The sequence below is a fragment of the Sutterella wadsworthensis 2_1_59BFAA genome, from assembly GCF_000297775.1.
GTDB lineage: Bacteria > Pseudomonadota > Gammaproteobacteria > Burkholderiales > Burkholderiaceae_F > Sutterella > Sutterella wadsworthensis_A.
This window is the reverse complement of record NZ_JH815513.1, coordinates 421,286-447,919: the sequence shown is the minus strand read 5'-3', so window position 1 is coordinate 447,919 and position 26,634 is coordinate 421,286. Positions and strand designations below refer to the sequence as shown.

Here is a 26,634-nt window from a genome sequence, read left to right as displayed (position 1 = left end):
ACGCACGAAAGGCGGGTCCCCTTTTGGGCAGGAAAAGCAAGAAAAGGACAGGAAGAACCGACGATGGCGCAGATGAGTCCATTCCAGCTGTTCGGCATGAAGCCCGCCTTCATGATCGACGAAGCTAAGCTTGAGGCGGCCTATCAGGCCGCCATGATGAAGGTGCATCCCGACCGCTTTGCTGACAGGCCCGCCGCCGAAAGGCGCGTGGCCGAGCAGTGGAGCACTCGCATCAACGAAGCGTTCAAGCTCCTCAAGAACCCCGTGAAGCGCGCGGCCTGGCTCTGCGAGAACGCAGGCCGTCCGATCGAGGCTGAAACCAACACCCGCATGCCCGCCGACTTCCTCATGACGCAGATCATGTGGCGCGAAGCCCTCGAGTCGGGCGACGCAGGCGCGGCGGACGCCGTCCGCGCTGAGGCAGGCGGGGTGCGTGTGGACGTCGTTCGCGGGCTTGCCGAAGCCATTGACGAAAAGGCCGACTGGGCCGCCGCCGTTGATCTCACGCGCCGCCTGATGTTCATCGACCGTTTCCTTGAGGAAGCGGCGCGCGACTCCAAATAAAAAGAGAAGGTCCCCTCATGGCTTTATTTCAGATTGCAGAACCCGGCCTTTCCGCCGCCCCGCACGAACACCGCCTTGCGGTCGGCATCGACCTAGGCACCACGAACTCCTTGGTGGCAAGCGTCATCAGCGGCTCCACGGAGGTGATCCTCGATGAAGGGGGCGCTGCCATCCTGCCCTCCGTCGTTCACTACGCCGCCGACGGCACAGTGACGGTCGGCGCGGTCGCACTGCGCGACGCCAGCCGCGATCCCAAGAACACCATTTCCTCCGCCAAGCGCCTCATCGGCCGCACGATGAAGGATCTGGCCGACGTCCACAATCTGCCGTACGACCTCGTCGACGATCCGTCGATGGTCCGCATCGCCACGTCCGCAGGCGTCAAGTCTCCCGTCGAGGTGAGTGCCGAAATCCTCCGCTCTCTTGCAAAGCGCGCCGAGGACCGTCTCGGCGGCGATTTGACGGGCGCCGTGATCACGGTTCCCGCCTACTTCGACGATGCGCAGCGCCAGGCGACGAAGGACGCCGCCCGTCTTGCGAACCTCACGGTTCTGCGCCTTCTCAACGAGCCGACGGCGGCTGCGCTCGCCTACGGCCTCGACAATGGTGCCGAGGGTACCTACATGGTCTACGATCTCGGCGGCGGCACGTTCGACGTCTCGCTTCTCAAGCTCACGCGCGGAGTCTTCGAAGTTCTCGCCACGGGCGGCAATTCGGCGCTGGGCGGCGACGACTTCGACCACCGCGTCCTCTGTCACGTCACGGAGAGCTTCCGCGGCGGCAATCCCAAGGCCCGCTTCACGGTTGACGGCAAGCCTGCCGACACGCTTCCCGGCCACATCCTCTCCGCCGCCGAAAAGCGCCGTCTGATGGCGCTCTCGCGCGCCGCGAAGGAGGCCCTCACGAAGGACGAGTCGACCTGCATCCGCTTTGCGTTCGACAACGGCGACGAGGTCGAGCTTGATCTCACGCGCGAGGAATTCGACGCAATGACCTGCCACCTCGTCAGGAAGACGATCGACACGGTCGAGGCCGTTCTGCGCGACGCTTCCGCCGGCGTTTCCGACGTCCGCGGCGTGGTGCTCGTCGGTGGCGCGACGCGCATGCCCTGCGTCCGCACGGCCGTCGAGAAGTTCTTCGGCTTCGCCCCGCTCGACGACATCGATCCTGACAAGGTCGTGGCGATCGGCGCCGCGATGCAAGCCAACAAGCTTGCAGGCAACACCTCGGGCGACGACGACTGGCTGCTGCTCGACGTCACGCCGCTTTCGCTCGGTCTCGAGACCATGGGCGGCCTTGTTGAAAAGGTCATTCCGCGCAACAGTGCGATTCCCGTGGCGCTTGCCCAGGACTTCACGACCTTCCGCGACGGCCAGACGGCCATGGCGATCCACGTCGTTCAGGGCGAGCGCGAGCTCGTCGACGCCTGCCGTTCGCTCGCCCGCTTCGAGCTTCGCGGCATTCCGCCGATGGCTGCGGGCGCCGCCCGCATCCGCGTGACCTTCCAGGTCGACGCCGACGGCCTTCTCTCCGTCTCCGCACGCGAAATGACGACGGGCGTCGAGGCTTCGATCCAGGTCAAGCCGAGCTACGGTCTTTCCGACGACGACATCGTCCGCATGCTGCAGGACGGCAACGGCAGCGCCGAAGAGGACATGCGCGCCCGCGAGCTTCGCGAGCAGCAGGTCGAGGCCCGCCGGCTTCTCGAGTCCACGCATTCCGCACTCGCCTCCGACGGCGACCTGCTTGACGATGCCGAGCGCGCCGAGGTCGACGCGCTTGTCGAACGCCTCACCGCGCTCGTCATCTCCGACGACGTCGAGGCGGTCAAGGCGGGCATCGAGGCCCTTACGAAGGGCACCGAGACTCTGGCCGAGCGCCGCATGGACCGTTCGATCCGCGAAGCCCTCTCGGGCATGAGTGTCGACGACGAGATGTTCGACGAGAAGCCCGAAGACGAATCCAAGAACTATTGACGATTCACTAGAACATTCACTGGAAAGGGTGATGAAATGCCGAAAGTGACAGTGCTCCCCCACGAAACGCTTTGCCCGGAAGGCCTCGTCTTTGAGGCTGCTACGGGTGAGAACCTGGCCCGCGCGCTCCTTGCGCACGGCGTCAAGATCGAGCATGCGTGCGAATTCTCGTGCGCCTGCGCCACCTGCCACGTGATCATCCGCGAAGGCTTCGACTCCCTCGAGGAGCCCGACGACAACGAGCTTGATCATCTCGACACCGCTTGGGGCGCCAGCGTGCTCTCCCGTCTCTCCTGCCAGACGAAGGTTGGCGAGGGCGACATCACGGTCGAAATCCCGAAGTACAGCCGCAACCACGCACGCGAGGAGTAAGCCATGTCTCTCAAGTGGACGGACGCCCAGGCGATTGCCGAGGAACTCTATGACGCGGATCCCGATCTTGATCCGCTCACGCTCTCCTTTGTGAAGCTCCACGACATGATCTGCGCGCTGCCTGACTTCGACGACGATCCCGAAGCCTCCAATGAAAAGATCCTCGAGGGGATCCTCATGAAGTGGCTCGACGAGCGCGATTGAGCGCAGGCGGTGTTCTGGCAAAGCAAAACGGCGGTCTCCCGATGGGAGGACCGCCGTTTTTGTCCGTGCGGCAGGCGCGGCGTCCGTCTCAGAGGGCGCTGACCTTGACGAGCGAGTCCGCAAGCGCGCGGGCGTCTTCGGCCGTGCGGGTGAGCGGAACGTTGGGAAGGAATCCGAGTCCTTCAACCTTCTTGTGGAAGGTTTCGTGCCCCTCGTCCGTGCAGGCGGACTGGTTGATGCGCGCATCGGCCATGATGACGCCGATGCCTGCGGCGCGAAGGGCATCGCCCGTGTAAGGCTCGTCCCAGAGGACGAGCAGGGGGCGGTCGGCCTTGAGCGACTCGGCCTTCAGGTCGTCAGGGGCGCCTGCGAAGCTACAGGAGAGGCCTGCGGCCCTGAGGCCTTCGCCGAAGGCCGTCCAGCGGGCGGCCTCGGGCGTGACGATGAGAATCTGCATGAAGAGGCCTCTTTCAGTGATGACCGCCGCCGCAGGAGTGGTTCGGCGAGAAGCGCGGCAGTTCGCCCGCGATGTGGGCGGCCACGGCTTTTTCAACCGTTTCGATGCCGGCGGCGTAGTAGACGTCGACGCCTTCCTGCAGGAAGCCCATGAGCGGGCGCATGCCCATGCCGCCAGCAAGCAGGACGGTGACGCCGCGGTCGGCGAGGTAATTCACGGGGGCGAGGCAGCCGCCGTGCTCGTGGGCGCAGGACGGGATGACTTCGGACTTCACGACGGCACCGTCCTCAACGTCGACGAGCGTGTAGCAGTCGCAGTGGCCGAAATGGGCGCCGACCTGGGCTTCGAGGCCGCCGGGAAGAACGGACGGAATGGCGATTTTCATGATGCTTTCTCCTTGATGGGAATGATTCTGCTTCGGCGGCCTCCGCGCACGAGCGCGAGCAGGCGGTCGGCAAAGTTTTGGAAGTGGCCGTCGAGCTCCGACGGCGTCTCGCCGACGGCTTCGCCGCGGCTCATGGCCTCGGTGAAGACGGGCGTGAACGGAAGGGTGCCGAGGACTTCGGCGCCTGCGTCGCGGGCGGCCTGCATGGCGGCCTCCGTCGCTTCGGCGCTGAGGTCGGCCTTGTTGACGATGACGGCTATCGGCAGCCTGAAGCGGCGTGCAAGTTCGGCAAGTCGCTTGAAGTCGGCGATGCCCGAGGCGCCCGCCTCGATGACCGCGCAGACGAGGCCTGCGCCCGAGAGCGAGCTGATGACGGGGCAGCCGATGCCGGGCGTGCCGTCCGAGAGGATGATTTCGGCGCCGTCCGCCTGGGCCGCCTTGGCTGCCTCCTGCTTGAGGAGCAGGATGAGGCGGCCGGAGTTTTCGGCCCCGGGCGTCAGTTCGGCGTGGATCATCGTGCCGAAGCGCGTGCGGCTGCGGTAGTACTCGCCGCAGTGTCTGGGCACGAAGTCGAAGGCCAGCTCGGGGCAGAGCTTCACGCAGACGGCGCAGCCTTCGCAGAGCTGCTCGATGACAGGGTATTCGCAAGGAGCCGCCTGCTTGATCGCGTCGAACCTGCAGAAGGCAAGGCACTGGGCGCAGTCGATGCAGTTGTCGGAGTTGAAGACGGCGAGATGCCCGCTCACAAAGTCGGCGCTCATCTCGGTCTCGGGCCTGAGAAGAATGTGAAGGTCGGGGGCGTCGACGTCATAGTCGCAGACGACGATCTTCTCGCGGGCGCTCATGGCGCGCGCAAGCGCTGCGGTGACGCTGGTCTTGCCTGCGCCGCCCTTGCCGCTCAGTACGACGATCTCATGCATGATGGCCTCCCTCGAAAAGGGTGCTGAGGGTGCGAGCGGCTTCGGACAGGCACTCGCGCCAGTCCTCGGAGTCGAGCATCGGATGGCGTCCTGCGGCAGCGCGTGCGGCGGCCTCGCGATCAAAGGGCAGGCGGGCCGCGACGGGCAGGCCTTTTTCCCCGCAGAAGGCGATGAGCTCCGCTTCGCAAGCGGCGGCGGAAGGCTGGCCGCTTCGGTTGATGACGGCGGCCATGGGCTTGCCCAGCCTTTCGAAGGCGCGCAGCGCGAGCTTGAAGTCGTGTACGCCGAAAGGCGTCGGATCGATGACGAGCACGACGGCGTCCGCGGAGGCCGCCGCCGTCATGACGGGACAGGAGACGCCGGGCGGGGCGTCGATGAGGAGGTCGGCCTTCTCACGCGCGGCGCAGGCCGAGGCCTTGCGCAGAAGTGCCCTGATGAGGGGAGGCGTCATCGCCTCGCCCACGCGCGAGCGGCCCTCGAGGAAGATGCGTCCGTCCTCAAGCGCGCCGAAACCGATGCGGCCGAGCTCGCGTGCGCCCGTCACGATGGCGTGCGGGGCGCAGACGGCCGTGCAGCCGCCGCACCCGTGGCACATATCGGAGAACGGCATGATGCGGCCGCCGAGCTTCTTGATGGCATTGAACTGGCAGATTGACGTGCATTCGCCGCAGAGGTCGCAGGCGTCCGTAACACGCACGGGTACCTCGAGCCCCACGGGCGTTTCCTCGGCGAACGCGTGCGGGAGGTAGAGCCCGAGGTCGGGCGCCTCGACGTCGGCGTCGGCGAGGACGGCGGGATTCGGCCAGAAGGCGGCGATGCCCGCAGTGACGGTGGTCTTGCCCGCACCGCCCTTGCCGCTGGCAAAGAGAATTCGCATCAGGCTTCCTTGTTCGAGGGAAGAATGACGGTGAGCTCGCCCGCCTCGAAGGCGCGGACGACTTCGCCCACCGTGCGGTTGTCGACGTCCTGGACGGTGCCGATGCCGATCGCCTGTAGCGCATCGAAGGCCTTGGGACCGATGTAGCCGCTCAGCGCGACCGTGGCGCCTGCGTTCGAGACGGTCTCGACGGCGATGAGGCCCGCGCCCTGTGCGGCGGTCTGGCCCGCACCATTTTCGATGTATTCGACGGCCTTCGTCTCCGTGTCGTAGATGATGAAGCCGGCGGCGCGGCCGAAGCGAGGGTCGACGTCGTCCTCAAGCGTGGGGCCTTCGGCGGAAATGGCGATCTTCATGGCGGGATGCTCCTTGAGCAGCTCGCCGGATTCGCGACGGCACGAGTTCGTGCCGCCCGTGACGACGAGCGGAATGTTGTTGACGAGACTCAGGGCCACCTTCTTCCTCGCAGAGGCGAGGACGCGGCCGAAAGTGTGGCGCGAGACGCCCATGCCCGAGCTTGCCTCGGATTGGGAGAGCCCTTCAAGGTCGGCCAGACGCAGCGCCTCAAGCTCCTCGAACTTGAGGCTGACGCGCTCGGCTGAGGCGGGAAGCTTCCCTGAGGGCTTGAAGTAGACGGTGCGCATCGGCATGTCGACGATGCGGCTGCGCGGAGGACGGCTCATGTTCAGGTCTCGCTAGTTAATGCTCAAATGAGCATAACTCCCAAAGGGGTTGATGTCAAGCAAAGACGACTGCAATCTTGACTTTATAAGTCGACATATTCAATTCGGGCGCGAAAGGGTGGCGTTCGGAAACGTCGGCGGAGGACGTGAAAGTCAGTCGGCGTGAAGGAGGTGCTCGAGGATGAGTCGGGCGGCCTCGGGCATGATGCGTCCTTCCTCGATCATGGAGAGGACTTCTTCGGTGTTGAAGACGGCGAAGCCCGCGGCCTCGCCGTCGAGGTTGACGGGGGCGTCGCAGGGGGAGAGCCTGAGGATGAAGCCTGCGGTGCTCTCCTGCATGCGGCCTTCGGGAACGTCGTGAAGGACCTGCCAGGAGAGGTGTGCGGGGGAGTGAAGGCGGGAGAATTCGGGGTCGAGCCCCGCCTCCTCATGGAGTTCGCGCAGCATGGCTTCGGCGGGCGTTTCGCCCGAGGAGACGAGGCCTGCGGCGAGATTGTCCCAGAGGCCGGGACCGATCGACTTGGAGAGGCTTCTCTGCTGAAGGAGCAGGCGGCCGTCGGGTGCGAGGGCGAGAAGCCTCACGACGACGGTGGCGAGTCCGAGTGCGCGGAAGACCGAGCGTTCGGCGCGGGCGACGATGCGGCCGCGGGCATCTCTCACGTCGAGGAGCTCGAAGGGGCGCTTCTGGGTGAGGCCGTGGTGTGCAAGTCCGGCCGTCAGGGCCGCAAACGCGGGCTCGAGGCCTTCGGGCGCGAAAAGCTCGAAGACGCGCGGGCGCACCTCGGGTGCGAGGGCCCGAAGTTCGGGATCCGTGCGCAGGGCGTGCATGACGTCTTCGCGCAGGCTTCCGAGCTCGAGTCCTCGAGCGACGAAAGCCCCGAGGGACTCGGGGCTTTCGGTCTGCATCCGGGTGCGAAGCTCCGCGAGGAGTTCCGCAGCCCGGCTGCGTCGGATCGAGTCGAGTCGATCCATGGGCTTCTTAGTTGCCCGATTCCGGACGCATGTGCGGGAAGAGCAGCACGTCGCGGATCGTCGGGGCGTCGGTGAGGAGCATGATGAAGCGGTCGATGCCGACGCCGCAGCCGGCGGTCGGGGGCAGGCCGTACTCGAGGGCGCGGATGTAGTCGGCGTCGTAGTACATGGCTTCGTCGTCACCGTGGCTCTTCGCATCGGCTTGGGCCTTGAAGCGGGCGGCCTGATCGTCCGGGTCGTTGAGCTCGGAGAAGCCGTTGCCGAGTTCGCGGCCGGCGATGAAGAGCTCGAAGCGTTCCGTCACGTCGTGGTTGGCGTCGGAGGCGCGGGCGAGCGGGGAGATCTCCGTCGGATAGTCGATGATGAAGGTCGGCTGGATGAGCTTGGCTTCGGTCGTCTCCTCGAAGAGGGCCATCTGCAGGGCGCCGAGGCCGACGTAGTCGGGCTGCGGCTCGCCGAGACGGACGAGTTCGGCGCGCAGGAAGGCTTCGTCGGCGAGCTGTTCGGCCGTGTAGTCGGGCGAGTACTTGAGGATGGCTTCAACCGGGGTGAGGCGGTCGAAGGGCTTCTCGAGGTCGATCTCATGCCCCTGGTAGGGCAGGATGGCGGAGCCGGTGGCTTCGCGGGCGGCCGTGCGGAGAAGGTCTTCCGTGAACTGCATCTGGTCGCGGTACGTCCAGTACGTGCAGTAGAACTCCATCATCGTGAACTCGGGGTTGTGACGGACGGAGACGCCTTCGTTGCGGAAGTTGCGGTTGATTTCAAAGACGCGCTCGAAGCCGCCCACGACGAGGCGCTTCAGATAGAGTTCCGGCGCGATGCGCAGGTACATGTCCATGTCGAGCGCATTGTGGTGCGTGATGAACGGCTTGGCGTTGGCGCCGCCCGGAATCGGGTGGAGCATCGGCGTCTCGACCTCGAGGAAGCGGTGCGCGAGCATGAAGCTGCGGATCGCGGCGATGGCCTTGGAGCGGACGAGGAAGCGGTTGCGGGAGTCCTCGTTCATGATGAGGTCGACGTAGCGCTGGCGGTAGCACATTTCGGTGTCGACGAGACCCTTGTGCTTGTCGGGCAGCGGACGGATGTTCTTCGTCATGAGGCGAAGCTCATGGGCACGGATGGAGAGTTCGCCGGTCTTCGTGCGGAAGAGCGTGCCCTTGACGGCGACGATGTCGCCGAGGTCGAACGTCTTCCAGGCGGCATAGGCTTCTTCGCCGATGTCGCCCTTCGTGATGAAGTACTGCATGTCGCCCGTGAAGTCGCGGACGGTCGCGAAGCTCGCCTTGCCCATGATGCGCTTGAGCATCATGCGGCCGGAGCAGGCCACTGCGGGCTTGAGCTCCTCGAGCTCTTCGGCGGTGGCGTCCTGGTACTTGGCGCGGATGTCGCCGAAGAGGTCCGTGCGAACGAAGTCGTTCGGATAGGCGACGCCGGCTTCGCGCAGGGCGGCGAGTTTGGCGCGGCGCTCGGCGATGATGTGGTTTTCTTCTTCCGCCAACTGCTGGGCGGTTTCCTGGTTCTGAGTCTGTTCGGACATTTTGTGTTCCTGTGGTGAGGCCGCGGCGGACGTGCCGTCGCGGCCTTCCTAGAAGCGGATCGTGTCTCAGGCGGCGGCGACGCCGTTCTTCAGAGACGCTTCGATGAACTGGTCGAGATCGCCGTCAAGCACGGCGCCCGTGTTGCCGGTTTCGACGTCCGTGCGGAGGTCCTTCACGCGGGACTGGTCGAGCACGTAGCTGCGGATCTGGTGACCCCAGCCGATGTCGGACTTGCTCTCCTCGAGCTTCGTCTGCTCTTCCATGCGCTTGCGCATCTCAAGCTCGTAGAGCTTGGCCTTGAGCTGCTGCATGGCCTTCTCGCGGTTGCGGTGCTGGGAGCGGTCGTCCTGACAGATCGTGATGATGCCCGTCGGAATATGGTGGATTCGGACGGCGGACTCCGTCTTCTGAATGTGCTGACCGCCGGCGCCCGATGCACGGAAGACGTCCACGGAGAGGTCGGCGGGGTTGATCTCGATTTCGATCGAGTCGTCGACTTCAGGGTAGACGTACACGGACGTGAAGGACGTGTGGCGGCGGGCGTTCGAGTCGAACGGGCTCTTGCGCACAAGGCGGTGGATGCCGGTTTCGGTGCGAAGCGTGCCGTAGGCCCATTCGCCCTCGATGTAGAGCGTGCAGGACTTGATGCCGGCGACTTCGCCCGGGCTTTCTTCTTCAAGGGTGACCTTGAAGCCCTTGCGTTCGGCGTAGCGCATGTACATGCGTTCGAGCATGCTCGCCCAGTCCTGGGCCTCGGTGCCGCCTGCGCCTGCCTGGATTTCCAGGTAGCAGTTGGCCGAGTCCATCGGCTGGTTGAACATGCGCTTGAATTCGAGCTGAGCAACCTCCTTCTCGATTTCCTCGACGTCCTGGCCCACGGCTTCAACCGTGTCCCAGTCTTCTTCGGCCATCGAGAGTTCGAAAAGCTCGGCAGCATCGTTGATGCCCGAGGTGAGCTTGTTGAAGCTGCCGACGATGTCGTCGAGGAGCTTCTTTTCCTTGCTCACTTCCTGAGCATGCTTGGGATCGTTCCAGAGATCCGGGTTCTCAACCTCGCGGTTGACTTCTTCGAGACGGCGCGCTTTGCGATCGACGTCAAAGATACCCCCGAAGTTCGGTCAGACGGCGCGTAAGGTCGTCCGTAAGGTTCTGGATCTGGTTGATGCGTTCGACTTCCATCATGTAACTCTGCTTTTTGTAGGGGTGGAAAAGGAATGGCCGCACCCGATCAGGGCGTTCGCTGGAGGCGAAGCGCGGAGTGCGGCTGAAAAATCAATCAATTATAAGGCGAAAGCGCCTGCGGTTTTTGCCGCAGGCGCCCTCAAAAGTGCACGAAAGCCTTGGAAAATCAAAGCTCTGCGGCCTCGATGACGAGCTGCACGCTCCTTCTGCCCATGAACTCGTTGATGTTCGGGCGATAGGCGAGGCGCACCATGCCGGGGAGCGTCTCCGTGTGGCGGAAGAAGATCGCGTCGAAGCGCTGGCCGCCGAGCTCGAGGATGAGCTTGGTGTGGGCGTCCTTCACGAGGCTCTGGCGCACGACGCGGAACTCGTTCGCAAAGACGGGCGCGTCGAAGCCCTGGCCCCAGATCTGGCTGTCGATCGCCTGCACGAGGCGCTCGGTGATCTCGTCGGGGGCGAGGCCGCCGTCCGTGTAGATCACGCGCTCGAAGACGGAGGCGTCGACCATGCTCCTGACGGCCTTCTCGAAGGCGTCGCGGAAGGCGGGCAGGTCGTCCTCGCTCCTGAGCGTGAGGCCTGCGGCCATGGCGTGGCCGCCGAAGCGGAGGACGGCGCCGGGCAGGGCCTTCGAGACGAGGTCGAGCGCGTCGCGCAGGTGTACGCCCGCGATCGAGCGGCCCGAACCCTTCAGCGCGCCGTCGTCCGTGGGCGCGAAGACGATCGTCGGACGGTTGACCTTTTCCTTGAGGCGGGAGGCGACGAGGCCCACGACGCCCTCGTTGAAGCGGCCGTCGTAGAGCGTGAGCGTCGCAAGGCTGTCGACGTTGCAGCACGAGAGCGCGGTCTCGGCCGCCTGCTGCATCTCCGTCTCGAGCTCCTGACGGGCGGCGTTGAAGTCGTTGAGGCTGCGTGCATAGTCGAGCGCGACGACGGGATCATCGGCAAGGAGGCACTCGATGCCGTTTTCCATCGTGTCGAGACGACCCGCCGCGTTGATGCGGGGCCCGAGCGCAAAGCCGAAGTCGCGCACGCCCGCGGCCTCGGGCTTCTTGCCCGCGACGGCGAAGAGCGCGCTGATGCCTGCGTGCGTGCGGCCGAGCCTGATGCGGTTGAGGCCCTGGGCGACGAGGATGCGGTTGTTCTTGTCGAGCTTCACGACGTCGGCGACGGTGCCGAGTGCGACGAGGTCGACGAGGGCGTCGAGCCTGGGCTGGGTCTGCTGCGTGTAGACGCCTCGCTCGCGAAGCAGCGCCCTGAGGGCGAGGAGCACGTAGTACATGACGCCCACGCCCGCAAGGGCCTTCGAGGGGAAGGCCGAGTCCGCGAGGTTCGGATTTACGATGCAGACGGCGGGCGGAAGCTCGGCGCCGGGCAGATGGTGGTCGGTGACGATGACGTCGATGCCGAGCTCCGCGGCATGGCGCACGGCTTCGGCGGAGGAGACACCGTTGTCGACGGTGAGGAGCACGTCGGGGCGCGGCGTGCGTGCGGCGAGCAGGTCGACCACGGCGCAGGAGAGGCCGTAGCCGTGATGGACGCGGTGCGGCACGAAGTAGTCGGCCTTCACGCCCATCATGCCGAGTCCTCGGATCGCCACGGCGCAGGCGGTGGCGCCGTCGCAGTCGTAGTCGGCGACGACGGTCACGCGTTCTCCGCGCTCACGCGCGAGCGCAAGGCGTTCGGCGGCCTCGCGGGTGCCCTCGAGCATGGCGGGCGGCAGCATCGACTTCCAGTCCTGGGCGAGCTCGGAGGCGTCCCTGATGCCGCGTGCGGAAAGCGCACGTGCGACGGGCGGCAGGTAGCCCTCTTCATGGAGGCGTCGCGCGGCCTCAAGATCGAATTCACGGTTGAGGATGCGGGTCATTGCACGGCTCCTTCATAGCGGTCGGGGCACCAGGCGGCGGGTTCGACGGAGGACTTCCTGCGGAAGAGCCTCTCCATGAGGCCGGCTTCGGCGGGGGCGAGCGTGGCGGCGCCCGTCTCGCCGAAGGCGACGACGAGGACGTCGTCGGCTTCGAATCTCTTTGCGTCCTCCCTGTAGGAGGCGGCCTTGCGGGCGACCTCGGGCAACGCGCGGGCCCAGGCCTCCCAGTCTCGTGCGAGCCAGGCGGGGTAGAGGTCCTCGATCACGGCGACGACGTCGCCGTGGGGCGCCTCGGGCCAGCGGCCCGTGTCCCTGCCGATGCGTTCGATGAGGATGCCTGCGGCATTGGCCCAGCCGCGGACGGCGGCGTCGTCGGAGGCGACGCTGCGGATGAGCGTGGGCGGGAAGAAGAGCTCCTCGTGTCCGCCGCCCGAAATCCAGAGGGCGTCGACGGCGTGCCTGCCTGCGGCGCGGCGGGCGGCGTTGACGGGATGGTCGGCGAGAATGGCGCGGACCTCCCTGAGGAGCCCCTTCACCTCTTCGGCGGCTTCGCCCTCGACGGGCGCCTCGTCCAGCATGAGGCCCGGGAGCGCCATGGCGGGCGCCGTGGTGACGGCCCAGTCCTCGCGACGCGTCAGGAACCAGCTCGTGTCCCAGATCTGAACGCGAAGGCCCGCCTTCAGGAAGACGGGCTCGATGGCGAACGTGAGCTCCATGAATTCGCGCTCCTCGAGTTCGGGGCGTTCGGCGAGAACGTGGCCGTTTTCGAGCGAGAGCGGCGTGAGGCACCAGAGTTCGGGCGCCTGCTCGCGGCCTCCGAGGGAGAGCCAGCGCCAGGGCGCCTCATGGGGCGTGGAATTGCGGCGCGTGATCACGCGCCAGAGCCAGGAAAGGTGCGGGGCGCGGCGGTAGCAGCCTGCGTCGAGCACCTGTGCGACGACCTGTCCCGCGCCTTCGCCGAGGCTCGAGAGCGCACGTGCGGACGCCTCGGGGAGCGAGGACAGGATGCGCTGCGCCTCGCCTTCTGGCAGGCGGGCGCCGGGAATGAGAATGAAAGCTTTCGACATAGTTTGAGCATTGTAACGGGAGGAGGACAGGCTAGAATGGAAACCTTCCCAACTCCTCACCTTGTCAGCCCGTGAAAATTCCGTTTGAACTGACCATCGGCCTCACCTACACGCGAGCAGGACGCAGGGGACGCCGCAAGGACCGCTTCCTTTCGTTCATCTCCGGCATGTCCGTCGCATCGATCGCGCTCGGCGTGGCCGCGCTCATCATCGTGCTCTCCGTCATGAACGGCTTCCAGAAGGAGGTCCGCGACCGCATGCTCGGCGTCATCCCGCACATCGAGATCACAAACGGCATGGGTCCCATGACCGACTGGAGGAGCGTCGCCGCCGACGTCATGAAGAATCCCGAGGTGGTTGCGGCCGCGCCCTACGTGCAGGGACAGGGCCTGCTCAACTCGGGCAGCGTCGTTCGCGGCGCGATGGTCAAGGGCATCGATCCCGAGACGGAACCCGGCGTGAGCGACATCTCGCAGCACCTTGAGCGCGTCGAATCGCTCGACGTTCTCAAGCCCGGCAGCTTCGGCATCCTGCTCGGACGCGACCTCGCCCATGCGCTGCGCGTGCGTCCCGGCGACCGCGTCTCGATGATGGTGCCGCAGGGCAGCGTCACGCCCGCGGGCCTCGTGCCCCGCATGAAGCAGTTCACGGTGCTCGGCTACCTGTCTTCTGGCCACTATGAATATGACAGCACGATGGCGCTCGTCAACATGCAGGACGCCGCCGCGCTCTTCCGCACGGGCGGTCCCCAGGGCCTTCGCGTGCGCGTCACCGACATGGATCTTGCGCCCTCCGTCGCCCGCTCGCTCGTCAGGACGCTGCCGCCCGGCGCCTACGCCTCCGACTGGTCGAGGCAGAACCGCACCTGGTTCGCGGCCGTTCAGGTCGAGAAGCGCATGATGGGCATCATTCTCTTCCTGATCGTCCTCGTGGGCGCCTTCGGGCTCGTCTCCTCGCTCGTGATGACCGTCAAGGAGAAGCAGGCCGACATCGCCATCCTCAGGACGCTCGGTGCGAGCGAGGGCGCGATCATGCGCATCTTCGTCATCCAGGGCACGATCGTCGGCATCGTCGGCGTGGCCTTCGGCGTCGCATCGGGCCTGCTCGTCGCCGAGAACGTCGGCGCGATCGTGAGCACGATCGAGGGGATCTTCAATGTCGAGTTCCTCCCGAAGTCGATCTACTTCATCTCCGACATGCCGTCCGATCCGAGGATGTCCGACATCATTCCGATCGCGCTCTTCTCCTTCCTGCTGAGCCTCGCGGCCACGCTCTATCCGAGCTGGCGCGCGGCCCGCACCCAGCCTGCGGAGGCACTTCGCTATGAATAAGGAACTTGCCGTCGAGGTCTCGGGCCTCGTCAAGGTCTATCACGACGGCGACCATCCCGTCCCCGTCCTCTCCGACGTCACCTTCAGCGTGGCCCGCGGGGAGACCGTCGCGATCCTCGGCTCGTCGGGCTCGGGCAAGTCGACCCTGCTGCACGCCGTGGGCGGGCTCGACACGATCGATTCGGGAGAGGTTCGCGTGGCGGGCACGAGCCTCTCGGGGCTTTCCCAGAAGGCGCTCGGCGAGCTTCGCAACCGCTCGCTCGGCTTCGTCTACCAGTTTCACCACCTCCTGCCCGAGTTCACAGCGCTCGACAACGTCGCGATGCCGCTCTGGATCCGCAGGGAGGATCAGGAGGCCTCGAGAGAGGAGGCCCGCAGGATGCTCGAGGCCGTGGGTCTCGGCCACCGCCTGCAGCACCTGCCCTCGCAGCTCTCGGGCGGCGAGCGCCAGCGCGTCGCCATTGCACGCGCCATCGTCACGAAGCCCGTCTGCATTCTCGCCGACGAGCCGACGGGCAACCTCGACAAGGCGACCGCCCAGGGCGTCTTCGACATCTTCCTCAAGCTCGCGCGCGACGAGGGCACGGCCATCGTGATCGTCACGCACGACGAAGGACTTGCGGCCCGCTGCGACCGCATCCTCAGGCTCGACGCGGGCGTCATCAGGGAGGCCTGACCTTGCAGGGACTCGTCGACACGCACTGCCATCTGCAGGCGCTGGCCTTCGAGGCCGATCTTGCGGAGGTGGTCGCGCGCGCCCGCGCTGCAGGCGTTGCGGACATGGTGGTGTGTGCGGGCGGCTCCGACGACTGGGAGAGGACCGCCTGTGTCGCCCGTGAGCACGGGCTTGCCTACATGCTCGGCATTCATCCGCTCCTCGTTCCCAAGGCGCATGAGGAAGACCTCGAGAGGCTCTCGGCGCTCGCCGAGGCATCGATGGCCGATCCGCACTTCATCGGGATCGGCGAGATCGGACTTGAGGGGCTCGTCATGACGATCGACGCACGTCAGGAGCACTTCTTCAGGGAGCAGCTCAGGATTGCGGCCCGCCTCGACCTGCCGTGCTCCATTCACGTGCGAAAGAGCGCCTCGAGGCTTCTCTACCATCTGAGGCGCATCCGCGTCACGGGCGTCGTCCATGCGTTCAACGGCTCGGATGCCGAGCGGGACGCCTTCCTTGCGCTCGGCCTCAAGCTCGGGTTCGGCGGCGCCGCCACCTACGAGGGGAGCCTGAGGATCAGGCGGCATCTCGCCGAGGTGCCTGCGGACGCCTTCGTGCTCGAGAGCGATGCGCCCGACATGCCCTCGTCGGCCCGAAGGGACTCCGGAGACCTGAGGTCGGAGCCCGCCGACGTCGCCCAGACGGCCTCGCTTGCCGCCCGGCTTCGCGGCGTCACTAGGGATGAACTCTTATTTCAGTCAATCCAAACCACACAAGCCGCGTTTAAGCGGCTCAAGCTGCGCCAACTTCGTTAAGATGGGCTAAGTACCCCAAAATTGGAGGTGAATTGCTCATGAAAACGAAGGACATACTCGTCTCGATCATCGGGCTCGACGAGCCCGGTATCGTGGCCGCGACGGCGGAGACGCTGACAAGACTCGGCTGCAACATCGAGCAGATGACTCAGACGACCCTCAGGGATCAGTTCACGGCCGTGTACCTCGTGAACAAGCCCGAGGACATTGAAAACAAGAACATCCGGCTGGAGATCCAGACCGCCTACGATGCGAAGAAATTTCATCTGACGGTTTCGATCCGCGACGTGGAGACGGCCGAAGGCAAGGCCGCCGCAGGCGAGCCCTTCATCGTCAGCATCTGGGGCCACGACCGCAACGACATCATCGCCACCTTCGCCCGCATCTTCGCGGAACAGCGCATCAACGTCGAGGGCCTCAAGGCCTTCCGCATCGAGGACGACCAGAGCCTTCAGGTCTTCGAGGTCGTCATCCCCGAGCAGGTCGACACCCGCTCCCTGCACCGCATCATGGGCGAGCGCGCCAAGCGCATGGGGCTGAGGCTCTCCATGCAGCACGCCGCCATCTTCGAAGCCATTCACCGCGTCCGTGTGGTTTGAGACGAAAGGAAAGCTAAAACATGTTGACTGATTCTGAAGTCCTTGCGACTTTGTCCATGCTTCGTTCTGAACACCTCGATGTCAGAACCGTCACGATGGGTATCTCGCTCTTCGACTGCGCGGCCCCCGACTTCGACACGTTCGCCTACAAGGTCCGCAGCAAGATCCTCAGGAACGCCGAGAAGCTCGTTGAAACCTGCGACATCGTCGGCGACCGCTACGGCATTCCCGTCGTCAACAAGCGAATTTCGGTGAGCCCGATGGCCACCGTCTGCGCGGGCTTCACGCGCGACCAGATGGTCGAGGCGTGCCGCGTGCTCGACGACTGCGCCAAGGACGTGGGCGTCGACTTCATCGGCGGCTTCGGTGCGCTCGTTGAAAAGGGCATGACGCCCGGAGAACGCAACCTCATCGACGCGCTTCCCGAGGCCCTTGCCACCACGGACCGCATCTGTTCCTCGATCAACGTGGGCTCGACCAAGGCCGGCATCAACATGGACGCCGTGAAGCTCATGGGCGAGCGCATCCTCGACGTGGCCGCGGCCACGGCCGACCGTGACGCCATCGGCTGCGCCAAGCTCGTCGTCTTCTGCAACATTCCGCAGGACGTGCCGTTCATGGCGGGCGCCTACCTCGGCGTGGGCGAGCCCGACGTCGTGATCAACGTGGGCGTCTCGGGTCCAGGCGTCGTCAAGAAGGCGCTTGACCGCGCCTTCGAGGCCAAGGGCGACTATCTCACGATCACGGACGCCGCCGAGGTCATCAAGCACACGGCCTACAAGGTCACCCGCGTGGGCGAGATCATCGGCAACGAGGTCGCCCAGCGCCTGAACCTGCCGTTCGGCGTGGCCGACCTCTCCCTGGCGCCGACGCCCGCCGTGGGCGACAGCGTGGGCGAGATCTTCCAGACGATGGGCCTCTCCTCGATCGGCGCTCCCGGCACGACGGCCATTCTGGCCATGCTCAACGACGCCGTGAAGAAGGGCGGCGTCTTCGCCTCCTCGCATGTGGGCGGCCTTTCGGGCGCCTTCATCCCCGTCTCCGAGGACAGCGCCATCGAGGCCGCGGCCCGCAGCGGCGCCCTCACGATGGAGAAGCTTGAGGCGATGACGAGCGTCTGCTCCGTCGGTCTCGACATGATCGCCATCCCCGGCGACACGTCCGCGGCCACGATCTCCGGCATGATCGCCGACGAAATGGCCATCGGCATGATCAACTCCAAGACCACCGCCGTGCGCATCATTCCCGTGCCCGGCAAGGGCGTCGGCGAAAAGGCCGTCTTCGGCGGCCTGCTCGGCGAAGCTGCGATCATCCGCGTGCCCGGCGGCGACTCGACGGGCTTCGTGAAGCTCGGCGGCCGCATCCCCGCGCCGATCCACTCCCTCAAGAACTGATCGGCTGAACCTGTCCGGGTCGCGGCGGACGCTCCGTCCGCCTGTCGCGACGACCATTCACGGCGCCGTCCTCCTGTTTTGGAGGCGGCGCCTTTTTTTTTGCTAGAAGAGAGGGTAAATACTGGTTTTGGTGGAAATTGTGCAGGGAGTGCGATACGCTATGTGGTGAGTTTCGCATGAGTACCGATATGATAAGTGGTATTGATACTGCGTGTATGATGGAAACGCGTGTGCCACAATCGTTTCGGGAATGAAGCCTTGGGGTTTGCCGTTTGTTTTTCCTATATGTCCGTACGAGCGGAACGAAGCCCGACAACGCAACCTTAAGGATGCTCCCTCATGAAAGCCAGCACCCCCATCGTCCCTTCTCTGGGCCTCAACGCCGTCCGCCTCTCACTCCTTTCCGGTGCCGTCACCGCTGCCCTTGGCGCCCCCGCAATGGCGCAGGAGAGCATGGAAATCGAGCTCGATCCCTTCGAGCATACCGTCTTCGTTCCGGGGGAGGACACGCGCGACGTTCTTGTGACGGGCGTGAAGACCGCAACGATCACGGCGGGCTTCAACAACGTCCTGATCGCCCCTCGTGTCGAGCAGGAAACGACCTTCAGGCTTCAGGGCTTCGGCGTCTCGAACGCCCTCACGGGCGTCTCGCTGGTCCTTCCCGCCGGCAAGGGTCCCGTGAACGTGCTGGCTTCGGGCGGCACAACGACCATCGTGATGGACACGTCGAACCTGCCTGAGGATGATGGTCAGGACGGCGGCTCTGGCAACGAAAATCCCGACGAAGACCTCGGTGATCTGGGTGGATTTCGTCTGCTTTCCGACGAGAATCAGGCTGATTATTCGGACGGTCAGTTCAAGGCGGGGGCGAAGCTTGTGCATGCGTTCGCAAACGGCGGGCGCGCCGCGCTTGAAACGGTGGGCAGGAACCCTCAGGACGTGCTTGTCATTGCAGGGCATCTCCACGTCACGCCAGATGTGCAGATGAGCTTCGGCGTCGAGGGCTCCGAAGAGACGAATGCCAACTTCCATCTGGGACCGTCGGCGGGCGTCGTGATCAACAAGTCGTGGTTCATGGGACTCGCCGAGGACAAGGGGGCGATCACGTTCGGCAAGGGGACGAAGGCCGTCTTTGAGAAGGGGGCCGTCTTCATCATCACGGACGGCATGGACGACCTGCGCGAACCTGAAGAGTTTGAGGCGGACGACGAGGCGCAGGAAGTGCCTGTGGAAGAGCGCCTCGTCTTTAAGGCGGTCGCGGGATCGGAGGTCACGGGCGTGGAGCACCTCGAGGGTTTTCTGACCAAGGATGGGCAGGTGTGCTCGATGAAGTTCGAGCAGACGGAGGACGGTTGGAGGGTCGTTGAGCGGGAGTGGCGCTACGAGGGGCCACTTGAGGAGGTCGTGAACGCACTGGGCGTCGAAGCCATGAAGGCCGATGCGCCCAAGGCGCTGCGCAAGGAGTTCCTCAGGAGGCAGAGCCCGAGTGAATTCGGCAAGACCATCAACTGGATGACCGAACTGATGGTGGGGGCGGGCACTTCGACGGAGATGATCAGGACGGCGGAGAACGTCGTCGAGCTCACGTCAAGGGCTGCAGTCGCCTTCGAGGACGACCAGGCCGTCAGGGTGTCCGCGAGAACAGGCTCGAGCAGGGGGCGCTTCAAGAGCGTCGATGGCAGTACAGGAGGATTCGCCGAGTGGTCGAGGGACGTGACGGGGCTTGACCTCGAGGTGCATCTCAGGCACCTCACCAGATTCGGCGGGTTGGTCGTCTCCTATGCCGACGCGGACGTCGGAAGCTCCTTCGATGTCTTCGACGTCAGTCAGGAGTCGAACATCGCTTCTCTGGCCGTCTACTACGGCGAATCAAGCGACAGGTTTGCGGTGACGGGCTACGGGATGTTCTCGGGCGCCAACGACAAGGTCCGCGTCATCTCGACGGGCGACATGCTCACCACGGGCGATCCGTCCCGCCGGGCCATGACGGCGGGCGTCGCGGGAAGCTTCTATCCCGACTGGGGCGGCTACAAGGACGTCAACTTCACGGGCGCCGTCTCCCTGACGAATTATCTTAAGTCGACATATGGGATCGCCTTTGACGGTGAGCGTGTCATGGACGTGGAGGAGGAGAGCAGGTGGGTGGGCACGCTGCAGCTGCAGGCGGGTTGGCACAGGCTCTTCCGTCCGGCGTCCTCGTCCTGGATCAAGGCCGACGTCACGCTCGGGGGACGCGTGCGCGCGGGCGACCTTGAGGTCAGGCAGACGGTGAGCGCGGGAGGCGCCTCCTCAAGCGTCGGGCACGACGACCTGACTCGAGGCGAGATCTTCGGCGACGCCGCCCTCAAGGTGCGTCTGCGCGACAGCGTGGCGGGGCTGCATGTCGGTGGCTCCACGGGGCCCGACGGCTCGCGCTCGTGGACGGGCGGCGTGTCGTTTGACTACCAGTTCTAGGCGGGGCCTGCGCCCGTCGTCGGAAGGCGTCGGGCGTCGCGGGTCTGCCTATCCGACAGATGATCCTCTAAAATGGAAGATGCAGGCGTGCGCTCTGCGGGAAGTCCGCGGGACGTCCGCCTGCATGACTGTTGAAGCCCTCCGCTGCTAGGAAAGAGGCCTGCGGAGGCGCCTGGAGGAGAAAAAACAGAAATGTCGGAAACGCCTGCCCTGGTCGTGGACGTCTCGCTTGCACGCAGCATGGTCGAGCCGCTCTATCGCGACCTTACCCTTCCGACCGGTGAGAACGTCATGCAGCATGCCGACGGCATCGCAAGCATTCTCAGAGAGGTCAGGGACGATCCGGAACTCATCAGCGCAGCCTATCTTTTCTGCGTGCCTTCCGTGATCCAGAATTCCGGCGAATGGATCGAAAAGAGCTTCGGTCCCGCCGTCAACGGGCTCGTGCAGGAGCTCGGACAAGTGAACGAACTTTCCCGCCGCGCCCGTTCCGAAAACGAGGAGGCGAACACGCGTCATCAGGTGGAGGCCATGCGCCGCATGTTCCTTTCGATGTGCAAGGACCTGCGCGTCGTCCTTCTCAAGCTTGCGAGCCGCCTGCAAACGCTGCGCTGGTTCGCCGCCTCGAAGCGCGAAGGCGCCGAGAAGTTCGGCACCGAGACGCTCGACCTTTACGCACCGCTGGCCAACCGCCTCGGCATCTGGCAGCTCAAGTGGGAGCTCGAGGACCTGTCGCTGCGTTTCACGCGCCCGTCCGAATACCGTGAGATCGCACAGCAACTCGACGAATCGCGCGAGCAGCGCATCGAGTTCATGCAGAGCGCCGTGCTGCGCATCCGCGGACTTCTTGAGGAGAACGGCATCAAGGCCGAAGTCTCGGGACGTCCGAAGCACATCTATTCGATCTGGAAGAAGATGCAGCGCAAGCACTTGCGCTTCGACCAGCTCTTCGACGTGCGCGCCGTGCGCATCATCGTCGATACGGTCGAGCGCTGCTACCAGGTGCTCTCCATCGTCCACGAGAACTTCCCCGTGATTTCGAAGGAGTACGACGACTACATCGCCAAGCCCAAGCCCAACGGCTACCAGTCGCTTCACACGGTCGTGACCGACAAGGCGGGCCGTCCGCTCGAGATCCAGATCCGCACCCGCGCCATGCATGAGTTCGCAGAGCTCGGCGTGGCCGCGCACTGGCGCTACAAGGAGGCAGGCAACTCCAACGGCGCGACGAGCGCCGAGGAGCAGCGCGTCGCCTGGCTTCGCCAGCTGCTCGCCTGGGGCAGCGACATGCAGAACCAGGGCCAGCCCGAGGGCGAGGCCGTGCTCGACGACCACATCTATGCGCTCACGCCGCAGGGCCGCGTGGTCGAGCTGCCCCGCGGGGGCACGCCCGTCGACTTCGCCTATGCCGTGCACACGCAGCTCGGCCACCGCACCAAGGGCGCGAAGGTCGACGGCGTGCTCGTGCCGCTCAACACCAAGCTCGAGACGGGCCAGACCGTCGAGATCATCGCCGCCAAGGTGGGACAGCCGTCCCGCGACTGGCTCTCCGCCGAGAAGGGCTTTGCGGCCAGTCCGCGCACCCGCAACAAGGTCCGCCAGTGGTTCAACGCCCAGCAGACTGCGGAGCTCACCGCCCAGGGCCGCGAGAAGATCGACAAGGAGCTTGCGCGCCTAGGCAAGACTGCGGTCAAGCTCGAGGATCTCGCCAAGCGCCTCGGTTATGAGGGCGTCGACGAACTCTGCCTTGCATACGGCAAGGAGGAGATCACGCAGACGGCGCTCGCCACCGCCGTGCAGCCGCCCAAGCCCGCCGCGCCCGAGCCCGACGAGGTCCTCATCCGCCAGTCCCGCAACACGGGCAAGAGCGACGTGCTCGTCGTGGGCGTCGACTCGCTCCTCACGCAGCTCGCTCGCTGCTGCCATCCCGTGCCGCCCGACGAGATCGTCGGCTACGTCACCCGCGGTCGCGGCGTGACGATCCACCGCGCCGACTGCCCGAACATCCGCAACATGTCCGAGCAGGACCACGGCCGCCTCATCGAAGTGAGCTGGGGCAGGGGAGGCGACGGCGTCTTCCCCGCCGAGGTCTTCGTCGTCGCGACCGACCGTCCCGGCCTCATCAGGGACATCTCGGAAATCTTCATGAAGGCCAAGCAGAACCTCGTGGGCATGAATTCCCAGAAGGTGAAGACCGACGTCCACATGCGCTTCACGGTCGAGATTCCCTCGGCTTCGAGCCTGACGTCCACGCTCACGACCATTCGCGAGCTCAAGGGCGTCCTGTCGGCACGCCGCTGCTGATTTTGCAGGCCTCCTGAGGCTGGGTTACAAATAAAATACCGTAAAAACGGTAGGCGAGAAATTTCGGCTTCTCGCCTTTTTTGTTGTGCGACAGGGTCTTTCGAGTTTTTAGGTGCGGAGCGTCGAAAAATTATTTTTCGATGGTCTTGCTTTTTCAAAAATCTCAGGCATAATTTCGTTCTCACACGGCAGGCACGTAGCTCAGTTGGTTAGAGCATCACCTTGACATGGTGGGGGTCGTTGGTTCGAATCCAATCGTGCCTACCAGGAACTTCTTCCTGCGACGTCCGTGTGAAGCGGTTCAAGGACCGCGAATGCAAGAGTTTGCAAATGCGCAAAATCTCAGGCATAATAAAAACCTTGACAGGCACGTAGCTCAGTTGGTTAGAGCATCACCTTGACATGGTGGGGGTCGTTGGTTCGAATCCAATCGTGCCTACCAGAATTTTATTTGGGATTTTGTTGAACGATGTGTTCTTCGCAGACTTTTCGCACAACAACACCCTCTCTTTGAAAAATTGAGGGCGTGAGCGAAACGTTGTCCAACAAAATGTCCAAGGCAAAGAAGTGCGGCTCATGTCCGCACTTTTTTTTCGCCTGTAGAAAACGAGGTTAAAAATGGTTGCAATTACCCTTCCGGACGGCTCCAAGCGCGAATTCGCCGCCGCCGTCACCGTTGCCGATGTCGCCGCCGACATCGGTGCCGGTCTGGCCAAGGCCGCTCTCGCCGGCCGCGTCGACGGCAAGCTCGTCGACCTCTCCCATGTGATCGACAAGGACGCTCAGGTCGCCATCATCACGGGCCGCGACGCCGAAGGTGTTGAAATCATCCGTCACTCGACCGCCCATCTGATGGCGCAGGCCGTGAAGGAGCTTTACCCGGAAGCCCAGGTCACGATCGGGCCGGCCATTGAAAACGGCTTCTACTACGACTTCTCCTACAGCCGTCCGTTCACCCCCGAGGACCTCAAGGCCATCGAGGAGCGCATGGACGAGATCGTCAAGCGCAACATCAAGATCGAACGCATCGAGATGTCCCGCGACGAAGCCGTGAAGTTCTTCACGGATCTCGGCGAAAAGTACAAGGCCGAACTCATTGAAGCCATCCCGCAGGGTGAAACGATCTCGCTCTACCGTCAGGGCGACTTCACCGACCTCTGCCGCGGCCCCCATGTGCCGTCCACGGGCGCCCTCAAGGTGCACCGTCTGATGAAGGTTGCCGGCGCCTACTGGCGCGGCGACTCCAAGAACGAGATGCTCCAGCGCATTTACGGCACCGCCTGGGCCACGAAGGACGACCTCAAGGCCTATCTGACGATGCTTGAGGAAGCCGAAAAGCGCGACCACCGTCGCCTCGGCCGCGAGCTCGACCTCTTCCACCTCCAGGACGAGGCCCCGGGCATGATCTTCTGGCATCCGAAGGGATGGGCCCTCTGGCAGGTGATCGAGCAGTACATGCGCCGCATCTACCAGGACAACGGCTACGGCGAAGTCAAGGCTCCGCAGCTTCTCGACCGCTCGCTCTGGGAACGTTCCGGTCACTGGGCCAAGTATCGTGACAACATGTTCACGACCGAGTCCGAGAACCGCTACTACGCCCTCAAGCCGATGAACTGCCCGGGCCACATCCAGATCTTCAACTGCGCGCTGCGCAGCTACCGTGATCTGCCGTTCCGCCTCGGCGAATTCGGCCAGTGCCACCGCAACGAACCCTCCGGCTCGCTCCATGGCATGATGCGTGTTCGCGGCTTCACCCAGGACGACGGCCACATCTTCTGCACGGAAGACCAGATTCTCGCCGAATGCGAAGCCTTCACGAAGCTCGTCAAGGACGTCTACCAGGACTTCGGCTTCACCGAGATCGCCTACAAGGTCGCCACACGCCCCGAAATGCGCATCGGTGAGGACGCCGTCTGGGACAAGGCCGAGCATGCCCTGATGCAGAGTCTTGACGCTCTCGGCATCAAGTATGAAGTTCTTGAGGGTGAAGGCGCCTTCTACGGTCCCAAGATCGAATATCATCTTAAGGACTGCCTCGGTCGCTCTTGGCAGTGCGGCACCATCCAGGTGGACTTCCAGATGCCGGGCCGCCTCGGCGCCGAGTACGTCGCCGAAGACAACTCGCGCAAGGTTCCCGTCATGCTTCACCGCGCCATCCTCGGTTCTCTCGAACGCTGGATCGGCATGCTGATCGAAGAATACGCCGGCGCCTTCCCGACCTGGCTCGCCCCGGTCCAGTGCGCGGTCGCCTGCATCACGGACGCCCAGAAGGACTACGCCGACGAAGTCGCCGCCAAGCTTCACGCTGCCCGCATCCGCGTGCAGTCTGATTTGCGCAGCGAAAAGATTAACTATAAAATCCGCGAATTGAGCCTGCAGAAGATTCCGTACATTCTCGTCGTGGGCGAGAAGGAAAAGCAGGCCGGTTGCGTGGCGGTTCGCGCCCGCGGTGGCAAGGACCTCGGCTCGATCAAGCTCGATGACTTCATCGCGATGATCAAGCAGGAGGACGAAGCCCGCTCGCCCTTTGCGCACTAACCGCAAAACTAACGATTTAGGAGATTGTCATAGCACAAGATCGCAAGCATCGGATCAACGGTGAGATCCGAGTTCCTGAGGTCCGACTGACCGGCGTCGATGGCGCCCAGATCGGCATTGTCCGCACTGCGGAAGCCCTGCGCATGGCTGAGGACGCCGACGTTGACCTCGTTGAGATCGCGCCGAACGCCCAGCCGCCGGTCTGCCGCCTGATGGACTACGGCAAGTTCCGTTATCAGGAACAGAAGAAGGCTCAGGAAGCCAAGGCCAAGCAGAAGGTGATTCAGGTCAAGGAAGTGAAGTTCCGCCCGGTGACGGACGAAAACGACTTCCAAACGAAGCTCCGCTCCCTGGTGCGATTCCTCAATGACGGCGACAAGGCCAAGGTCACGCTGCGCTACCGCGGCCGTGAAATGGCTCACCAGCAGTTCGGCATGGAGCTGATGGACCGCATCCGCACGGAGCTCGCCGAAGTGGCTCAGGTTGAACATCAGCCCAAGCTCGAAGGCCGCCAGATGATCATGGTGCTGGCTCCTAAAAAGAAAAAGTGATTTTTTCACACACTGCCTCAAAATTGAGGTAGAATTCTGTCTTTCCCAAAAAACGGACCGCAAGTCGGTCCGTTTTTTGGATAACAAGTGAGCCTCGGGCTTGAGAAAGTTCCCGTCGTCTGGATGGGGCGCCTGTGGTTCATCAAATAAAGAGGTAACGGCAAATGCCGAAGATGAAGACTAAGCGCGCTGCCGCCAAGCGTTTCAAGCCGCGCGCCAGTGGCTCGATCAAGCGTGCCCACGCTACGAAGCGTCATATCCTTACGAAGCGTACGACGAAGAACAAGCGCCAGCTCCGCGGCATGGTCGATATCCATGAATCCGATATCGCTTCCGTGCGTCGCATGCTGCCTTACGCCTAATTAAAGGAGATATAGAAGATGCCCCGAGTTAAGCGTGGTGTGACGGCTCGTGCCCGTCATAAGAAAGTTTTCGCCCTTTCCAAGGGCTTCAGCCTCCGCCGCAACAACGTCTACCGTGTTGCCAAGCAGGCTGTCATGCGCGCCGGTCAGTATGCCTATCGTGACCGCCGTGACAAGAAGGGTACGTTCCGCCGTCTGTGGATCGCCCGTATCAATGCCGGCGCTCGCGCCAACGGCATGACCTACTCCGTGTTCATGAACGGCCTCAAGAAGGCCGGCATCGGTCTCGACCGCAAGGTCCTTTCCGACATGGCCATCTTCGACAAGGAAGGCTTCGCCTCCCTCGTCAACCAGGTCAAGGGTGCCTAATTCGAAGCATGTCCGGACGGACGGTTTGCACTGAATCGTCTTGCTTTCATCCGGAAGCTTTGAGAAGAAGAGACTCGGTATTCGCTGGGTCTCTTTTTTTGGTTCATCTCGGAAGTCCGTGGAACGCGGCCTTGACTTTTAAGAAAAAGTACAGATCGTCTCGGAAGCCATAAGCTCGTCGCTTAATTTGCTTGA

General features: G+C 64.0%; 25 protein-coding genes and 2 tRNA genes. 17 read left to right on the top strand and 10 right to left on the bottom strand.

Annotation, left to right across the window (positions count from 1 at the left end):
- The first annotated feature begins 63 nt into the window (after window positions 1–63).
- Genes hscB through iscX form a run of 4 tightly spaced genes read left to right on the top strand, consistent with a single transcriptional unit; the run spans window position 64 to window position 3,116 of the window.
- Window positions 64–564: a Fe-S protein assembly co-chaperone HscB gene (hscB, locus tag HMPREF9465_RS02060; protein ID WP_005433629.1), complete on the top strand. Its 501-nt coding sequence runs from the start codon at window positions 64–66 to the stop codon at window positions 562–564.
- Between the two features lie 17 nt (window positions 565–581).
- The gene (hscA, locus tag HMPREF9465_RS02055) at window positions 582–2,540 is read left to right on the top strand and encodes a Fe-S protein assembly chaperone HscA (protein WP_005433625.1); all 1,959 of its coding nucleotides are present in this window, start codon (window positions 582–584) and stop codon (window positions 2,538–2,540) included.
- 36 nt (window positions 2,541–2,576) lie between these two features.
- Window positions 2,577–2,912, top strand: coding sequence for an ISC system 2Fe-2S type ferredoxin (gene fdx / locus HMPREF9465_RS02050; RefSeq protein WP_005433621.1), 336 nt, complete (start codon window positions 2,577–2,579; stop codon window positions 2,910–2,912).
- Between the two features lie 3 nt (window positions 2,913–2,915).
- On the top strand, window positions 2,916–3,116 hold the full coding sequence (gene iscX / locus HMPREF9465_RS02045; RefSeq protein WP_005433619.1) for a Fe-S cluster assembly protein IscX: 201 nt from the start codon (window positions 2,916–2,918) through the stop codon (window positions 3,114–3,116).
- Between the two features lie 88 nt (window positions 3,117–3,204).
- On the opposite strand, the gene HMPREF9465_RS02040 is transcribed toward iscX, so the two are convergent.
- The 10 genes from HMPREF9465_RS02040 to HMPREF9465_RS01995 all read right to left on the bottom strand — a co-directional run bounded on the left by HMPREF9465_RS02040 (window position 3,205) and on the right by HMPREF9465_RS01995 (window position 13,061).
- A complete protein-coding gene (locus HMPREF9465_RS02040) occupies window positions 3,205–3,573 on the bottom strand; it encodes a hypothetical protein (RefSeq protein WP_005433618.1) in 369 nt (122 codons plus the stop codon).
- A gap of 13 nt (window positions 3,574–3,586) precedes the next feature.
- The gene (locus HMPREF9465_RS02035; RefSeq protein ID WP_005433617.1) at window positions 3,587–3,958 is read right to left on the bottom strand and encodes a NifB/NifX family molybdenum-iron cluster-binding protein; all 372 of its coding nucleotides are present in this window, start codon (window positions 3,956–3,958) and stop codon (window positions 3,587–3,589) included.
- Entirely contained in the window at window positions 3,955–4,878 is a 924-nt protein-coding gene (locus HMPREF9465_RS02030; protein ID WP_005433616.1) for a P-loop NTPase, read from the bottom strand. Before HMPREF9465_RS02030 ends, HMPREF9465_RS02035 begins: the two co-directional genes overlap by 4 nt.
- Window positions 4,871–5,755, bottom strand: a complete 885-nt coding sequence (locus HMPREF9465_RS02025) for a 4Fe-4S binding protein (protein ID WP_005433615.1) — start codon at window positions 5,753–5,755, stop codon at window positions 4,871–4,873. The genes HMPREF9465_RS02030 and HMPREF9465_RS02025 overlap by 8 nt, the downstream gene beginning before the upstream one ends.
- On the bottom strand, window positions 5,755–6,438 hold the full coding sequence (locus HMPREF9465_RS12670) for a DUF134 domain-containing protein (protein WP_005433614.1): 684 nt from the start codon (window positions 6,436–6,438) through the stop codon (window positions 5,755–5,757). Before HMPREF9465_RS12670 ends, HMPREF9465_RS02025 begins: the two co-directional genes overlap by 1 nt.
- Window positions 6,439–6,591: 153 nt before the next feature.
- Window positions 6,592–7,410 carry an NUDIX domain-containing protein gene (locus tag HMPREF9465_RS12150; protein WP_051008955.1) on the bottom strand — a complete coding sequence of 273 codons (819 nt, stop codon included), beginning with the start codon at window positions 7,408–7,410 and terminating at the stop codon, window positions 6,592–6,594.
- 7 nt (window positions 7,411–7,417) lie between these two features.
- Window positions 7,418–8,947 (bottom strand): lysine--tRNA ligase, encoded by a 1,530-nt coding sequence (lysS, locus tag HMPREF9465_RS02010; RefSeq protein WP_005433612.1) that lies wholly within the window; start codon window positions 8,945–8,947, stop codon window positions 7,418–7,420.
- Between the two features lie 66 nt (window positions 8,948–9,013).
- Window positions 9,014–10,127 (bottom strand): peptide chain release factor 2 gene (prfB, locus tag HMPREF9465_RS02005; RefSeq protein WP_147645213.1). Its coding sequence is split into 2 segments (ribosomal slippage): window positions 9,014–10,045 and window positions 10,047–10,127, totalling 1,113 coding nucleotides; the frame shifts between segments, so codons are not numbered across the junction.
- 169 nt (window positions 10,128–10,296) lie between these two features.
- Entirely contained in the window at window positions 10,297–11,994 is a 1,698-nt protein-coding gene (gene recJ, locus HMPREF9465_RS02000; protein WP_005433610.1) for a single-stranded-DNA-specific exonuclease RecJ, read from the bottom strand.
- Window positions 11,991–13,061, bottom strand: a complete 1,071-nt coding sequence (locus HMPREF9465_RS01995; protein ID WP_005433609.1) for a hypothetical protein — start codon at window positions 13,059–13,061, stop codon at window positions 11,991–11,993. Before HMPREF9465_RS01995 ends, recJ begins: the two co-directional genes overlap by 4 nt.
- 71 nt (window positions 13,062–13,132) lie before the next feature.
- Between HMPREF9465_RS01995 and HMPREF9465_RS01990 the strand changes: the two genes are divergently transcribed.
- From HMPREF9465_RS01990 to rplT, 13 genes are all read left to right on the top strand, one after another.
- Window positions 13,133–14,392, top strand: coding sequence for a lipoprotein-releasing ABC transporter permease subunit (locus HMPREF9465_RS01990; RefSeq protein WP_005433608.1), 1,260 nt, complete (start codon window positions 13,133–13,135; stop codon window positions 14,390–14,392).
- Window positions 14,385–15,068, top strand: coding sequence for an ABC transporter ATP-binding protein (locus HMPREF9465_RS01985; protein ID WP_005433600.1), 684 nt, complete (start codon window positions 14,385–14,387; stop codon window positions 15,066–15,068). The genes HMPREF9465_RS01990 and HMPREF9465_RS01985 overlap by 8 nt, the downstream gene beginning before the upstream one ends.
- Window positions 15,069–15,070: 2 nt before the next feature.
- Window positions 15,071–15,868 (top strand): TatD family hydrolase, encoded by a 798-nt coding sequence (locus tag HMPREF9465_RS01980; protein ID WP_005433598.1) that lies wholly within the window; start codon window positions 15,071–15,073, stop codon window positions 15,866–15,868.
- Window positions 15,869–15,906: 38 nt separating this feature from the next.
- The gene (locus HMPREF9465_RS01975; protein ID WP_005433590.1) at window positions 15,907–16,467 is read left to right on the top strand and encodes a glycine cleavage system protein R; all 561 of its coding nucleotides are present in this window, start codon (window positions 15,907–15,909) and stop codon (window positions 16,465–16,467) included.
- A 20-nt stretch (window positions 16,468–16,487) separates the two neighbouring features.
- Complete coding sequence (locus tag HMPREF9465_RS01970; protein ID WP_005433588.1) at window positions 16,488–17,861, top strand: PFL family protein; 1,374 nt, start codon at window positions 16,488–16,490, stop codon at window positions 17,859–17,861.
- A gap of 339 nt (window positions 17,862–18,200) precedes the next feature.
- Window positions 18,201–20,315, top strand: coding sequence for a hypothetical protein (locus HMPREF9465_RS01965; RefSeq protein WP_005433586.1), 2,115 nt, complete (start codon window positions 18,201–18,203; stop codon window positions 20,313–20,315).
- Window positions 20,316–20,507: 192 nt separating this feature from the next.
- Complete coding sequence (locus tag HMPREF9465_RS01960; RefSeq protein WP_005433584.1) at window positions 20,508–22,619, top strand: RelA/SpoT family protein; 2,112 nt, start codon at window positions 20,508–20,510, stop codon at window positions 22,617–22,619.
- Between the two features lie 190 nt (window positions 22,620–22,809).
- Window positions 22,810–22,886 (top strand) — tRNA-Val (locus tag HMPREF9465_RS01955).
- Between the two features lie 98 nt (window positions 22,887–22,984).
- Window positions 22,985–23,061, top strand: a tRNA-Val gene (locus HMPREF9465_RS01950).
- A 176-nt stretch (window positions 23,062–23,237) separates the two neighbouring features.
- Window positions 23,238–25,157, top strand: a complete 1,920-nt coding sequence (gene thrS, locus HMPREF9465_RS01945) for a threonine--tRNA ligase (protein WP_005433582.1) — start codon at window positions 23,238–23,240, stop codon at window positions 25,155–25,157.
- A 29-nt stretch (window positions 25,158–25,186) separates the two neighbouring features.
- Window positions 25,187–25,708 carry a translation initiation factor IF-3 gene (gene infC, locus HMPREF9465_RS01940; RefSeq protein WP_081579406.1) on the top strand — a complete coding sequence of 174 codons (522 nt, stop codon included), beginning with the start codon at window positions 25,187–25,189 and terminating at the stop codon, window positions 25,706–25,708.
- A 164-nt stretch (window positions 25,709–25,872) separates the two neighbouring features.
- Window positions 25,873–26,070 carry a 50S ribosomal protein L35 gene (gene rpmI, locus HMPREF9465_RS01935; protein WP_005433578.1) on the top strand — a complete coding sequence of 66 codons (198 nt, stop codon included), beginning with the start codon at window positions 25,873–25,875 and terminating at the stop codon, window positions 26,068–26,070.
- Between the two features lie 18 nt (window positions 26,071–26,088).
- On the top strand, window positions 26,089–26,439 hold the full coding sequence (gene rplT / locus HMPREF9465_RS01930) for a 50S ribosomal protein L20 (RefSeq protein ID WP_005433574.1): 351 nt from the start codon (window positions 26,089–26,091) through the stop codon (window positions 26,437–26,439).
- The last annotated feature ends 195 nt before the right edge of the window (window positions 26,440–26,634 follow it).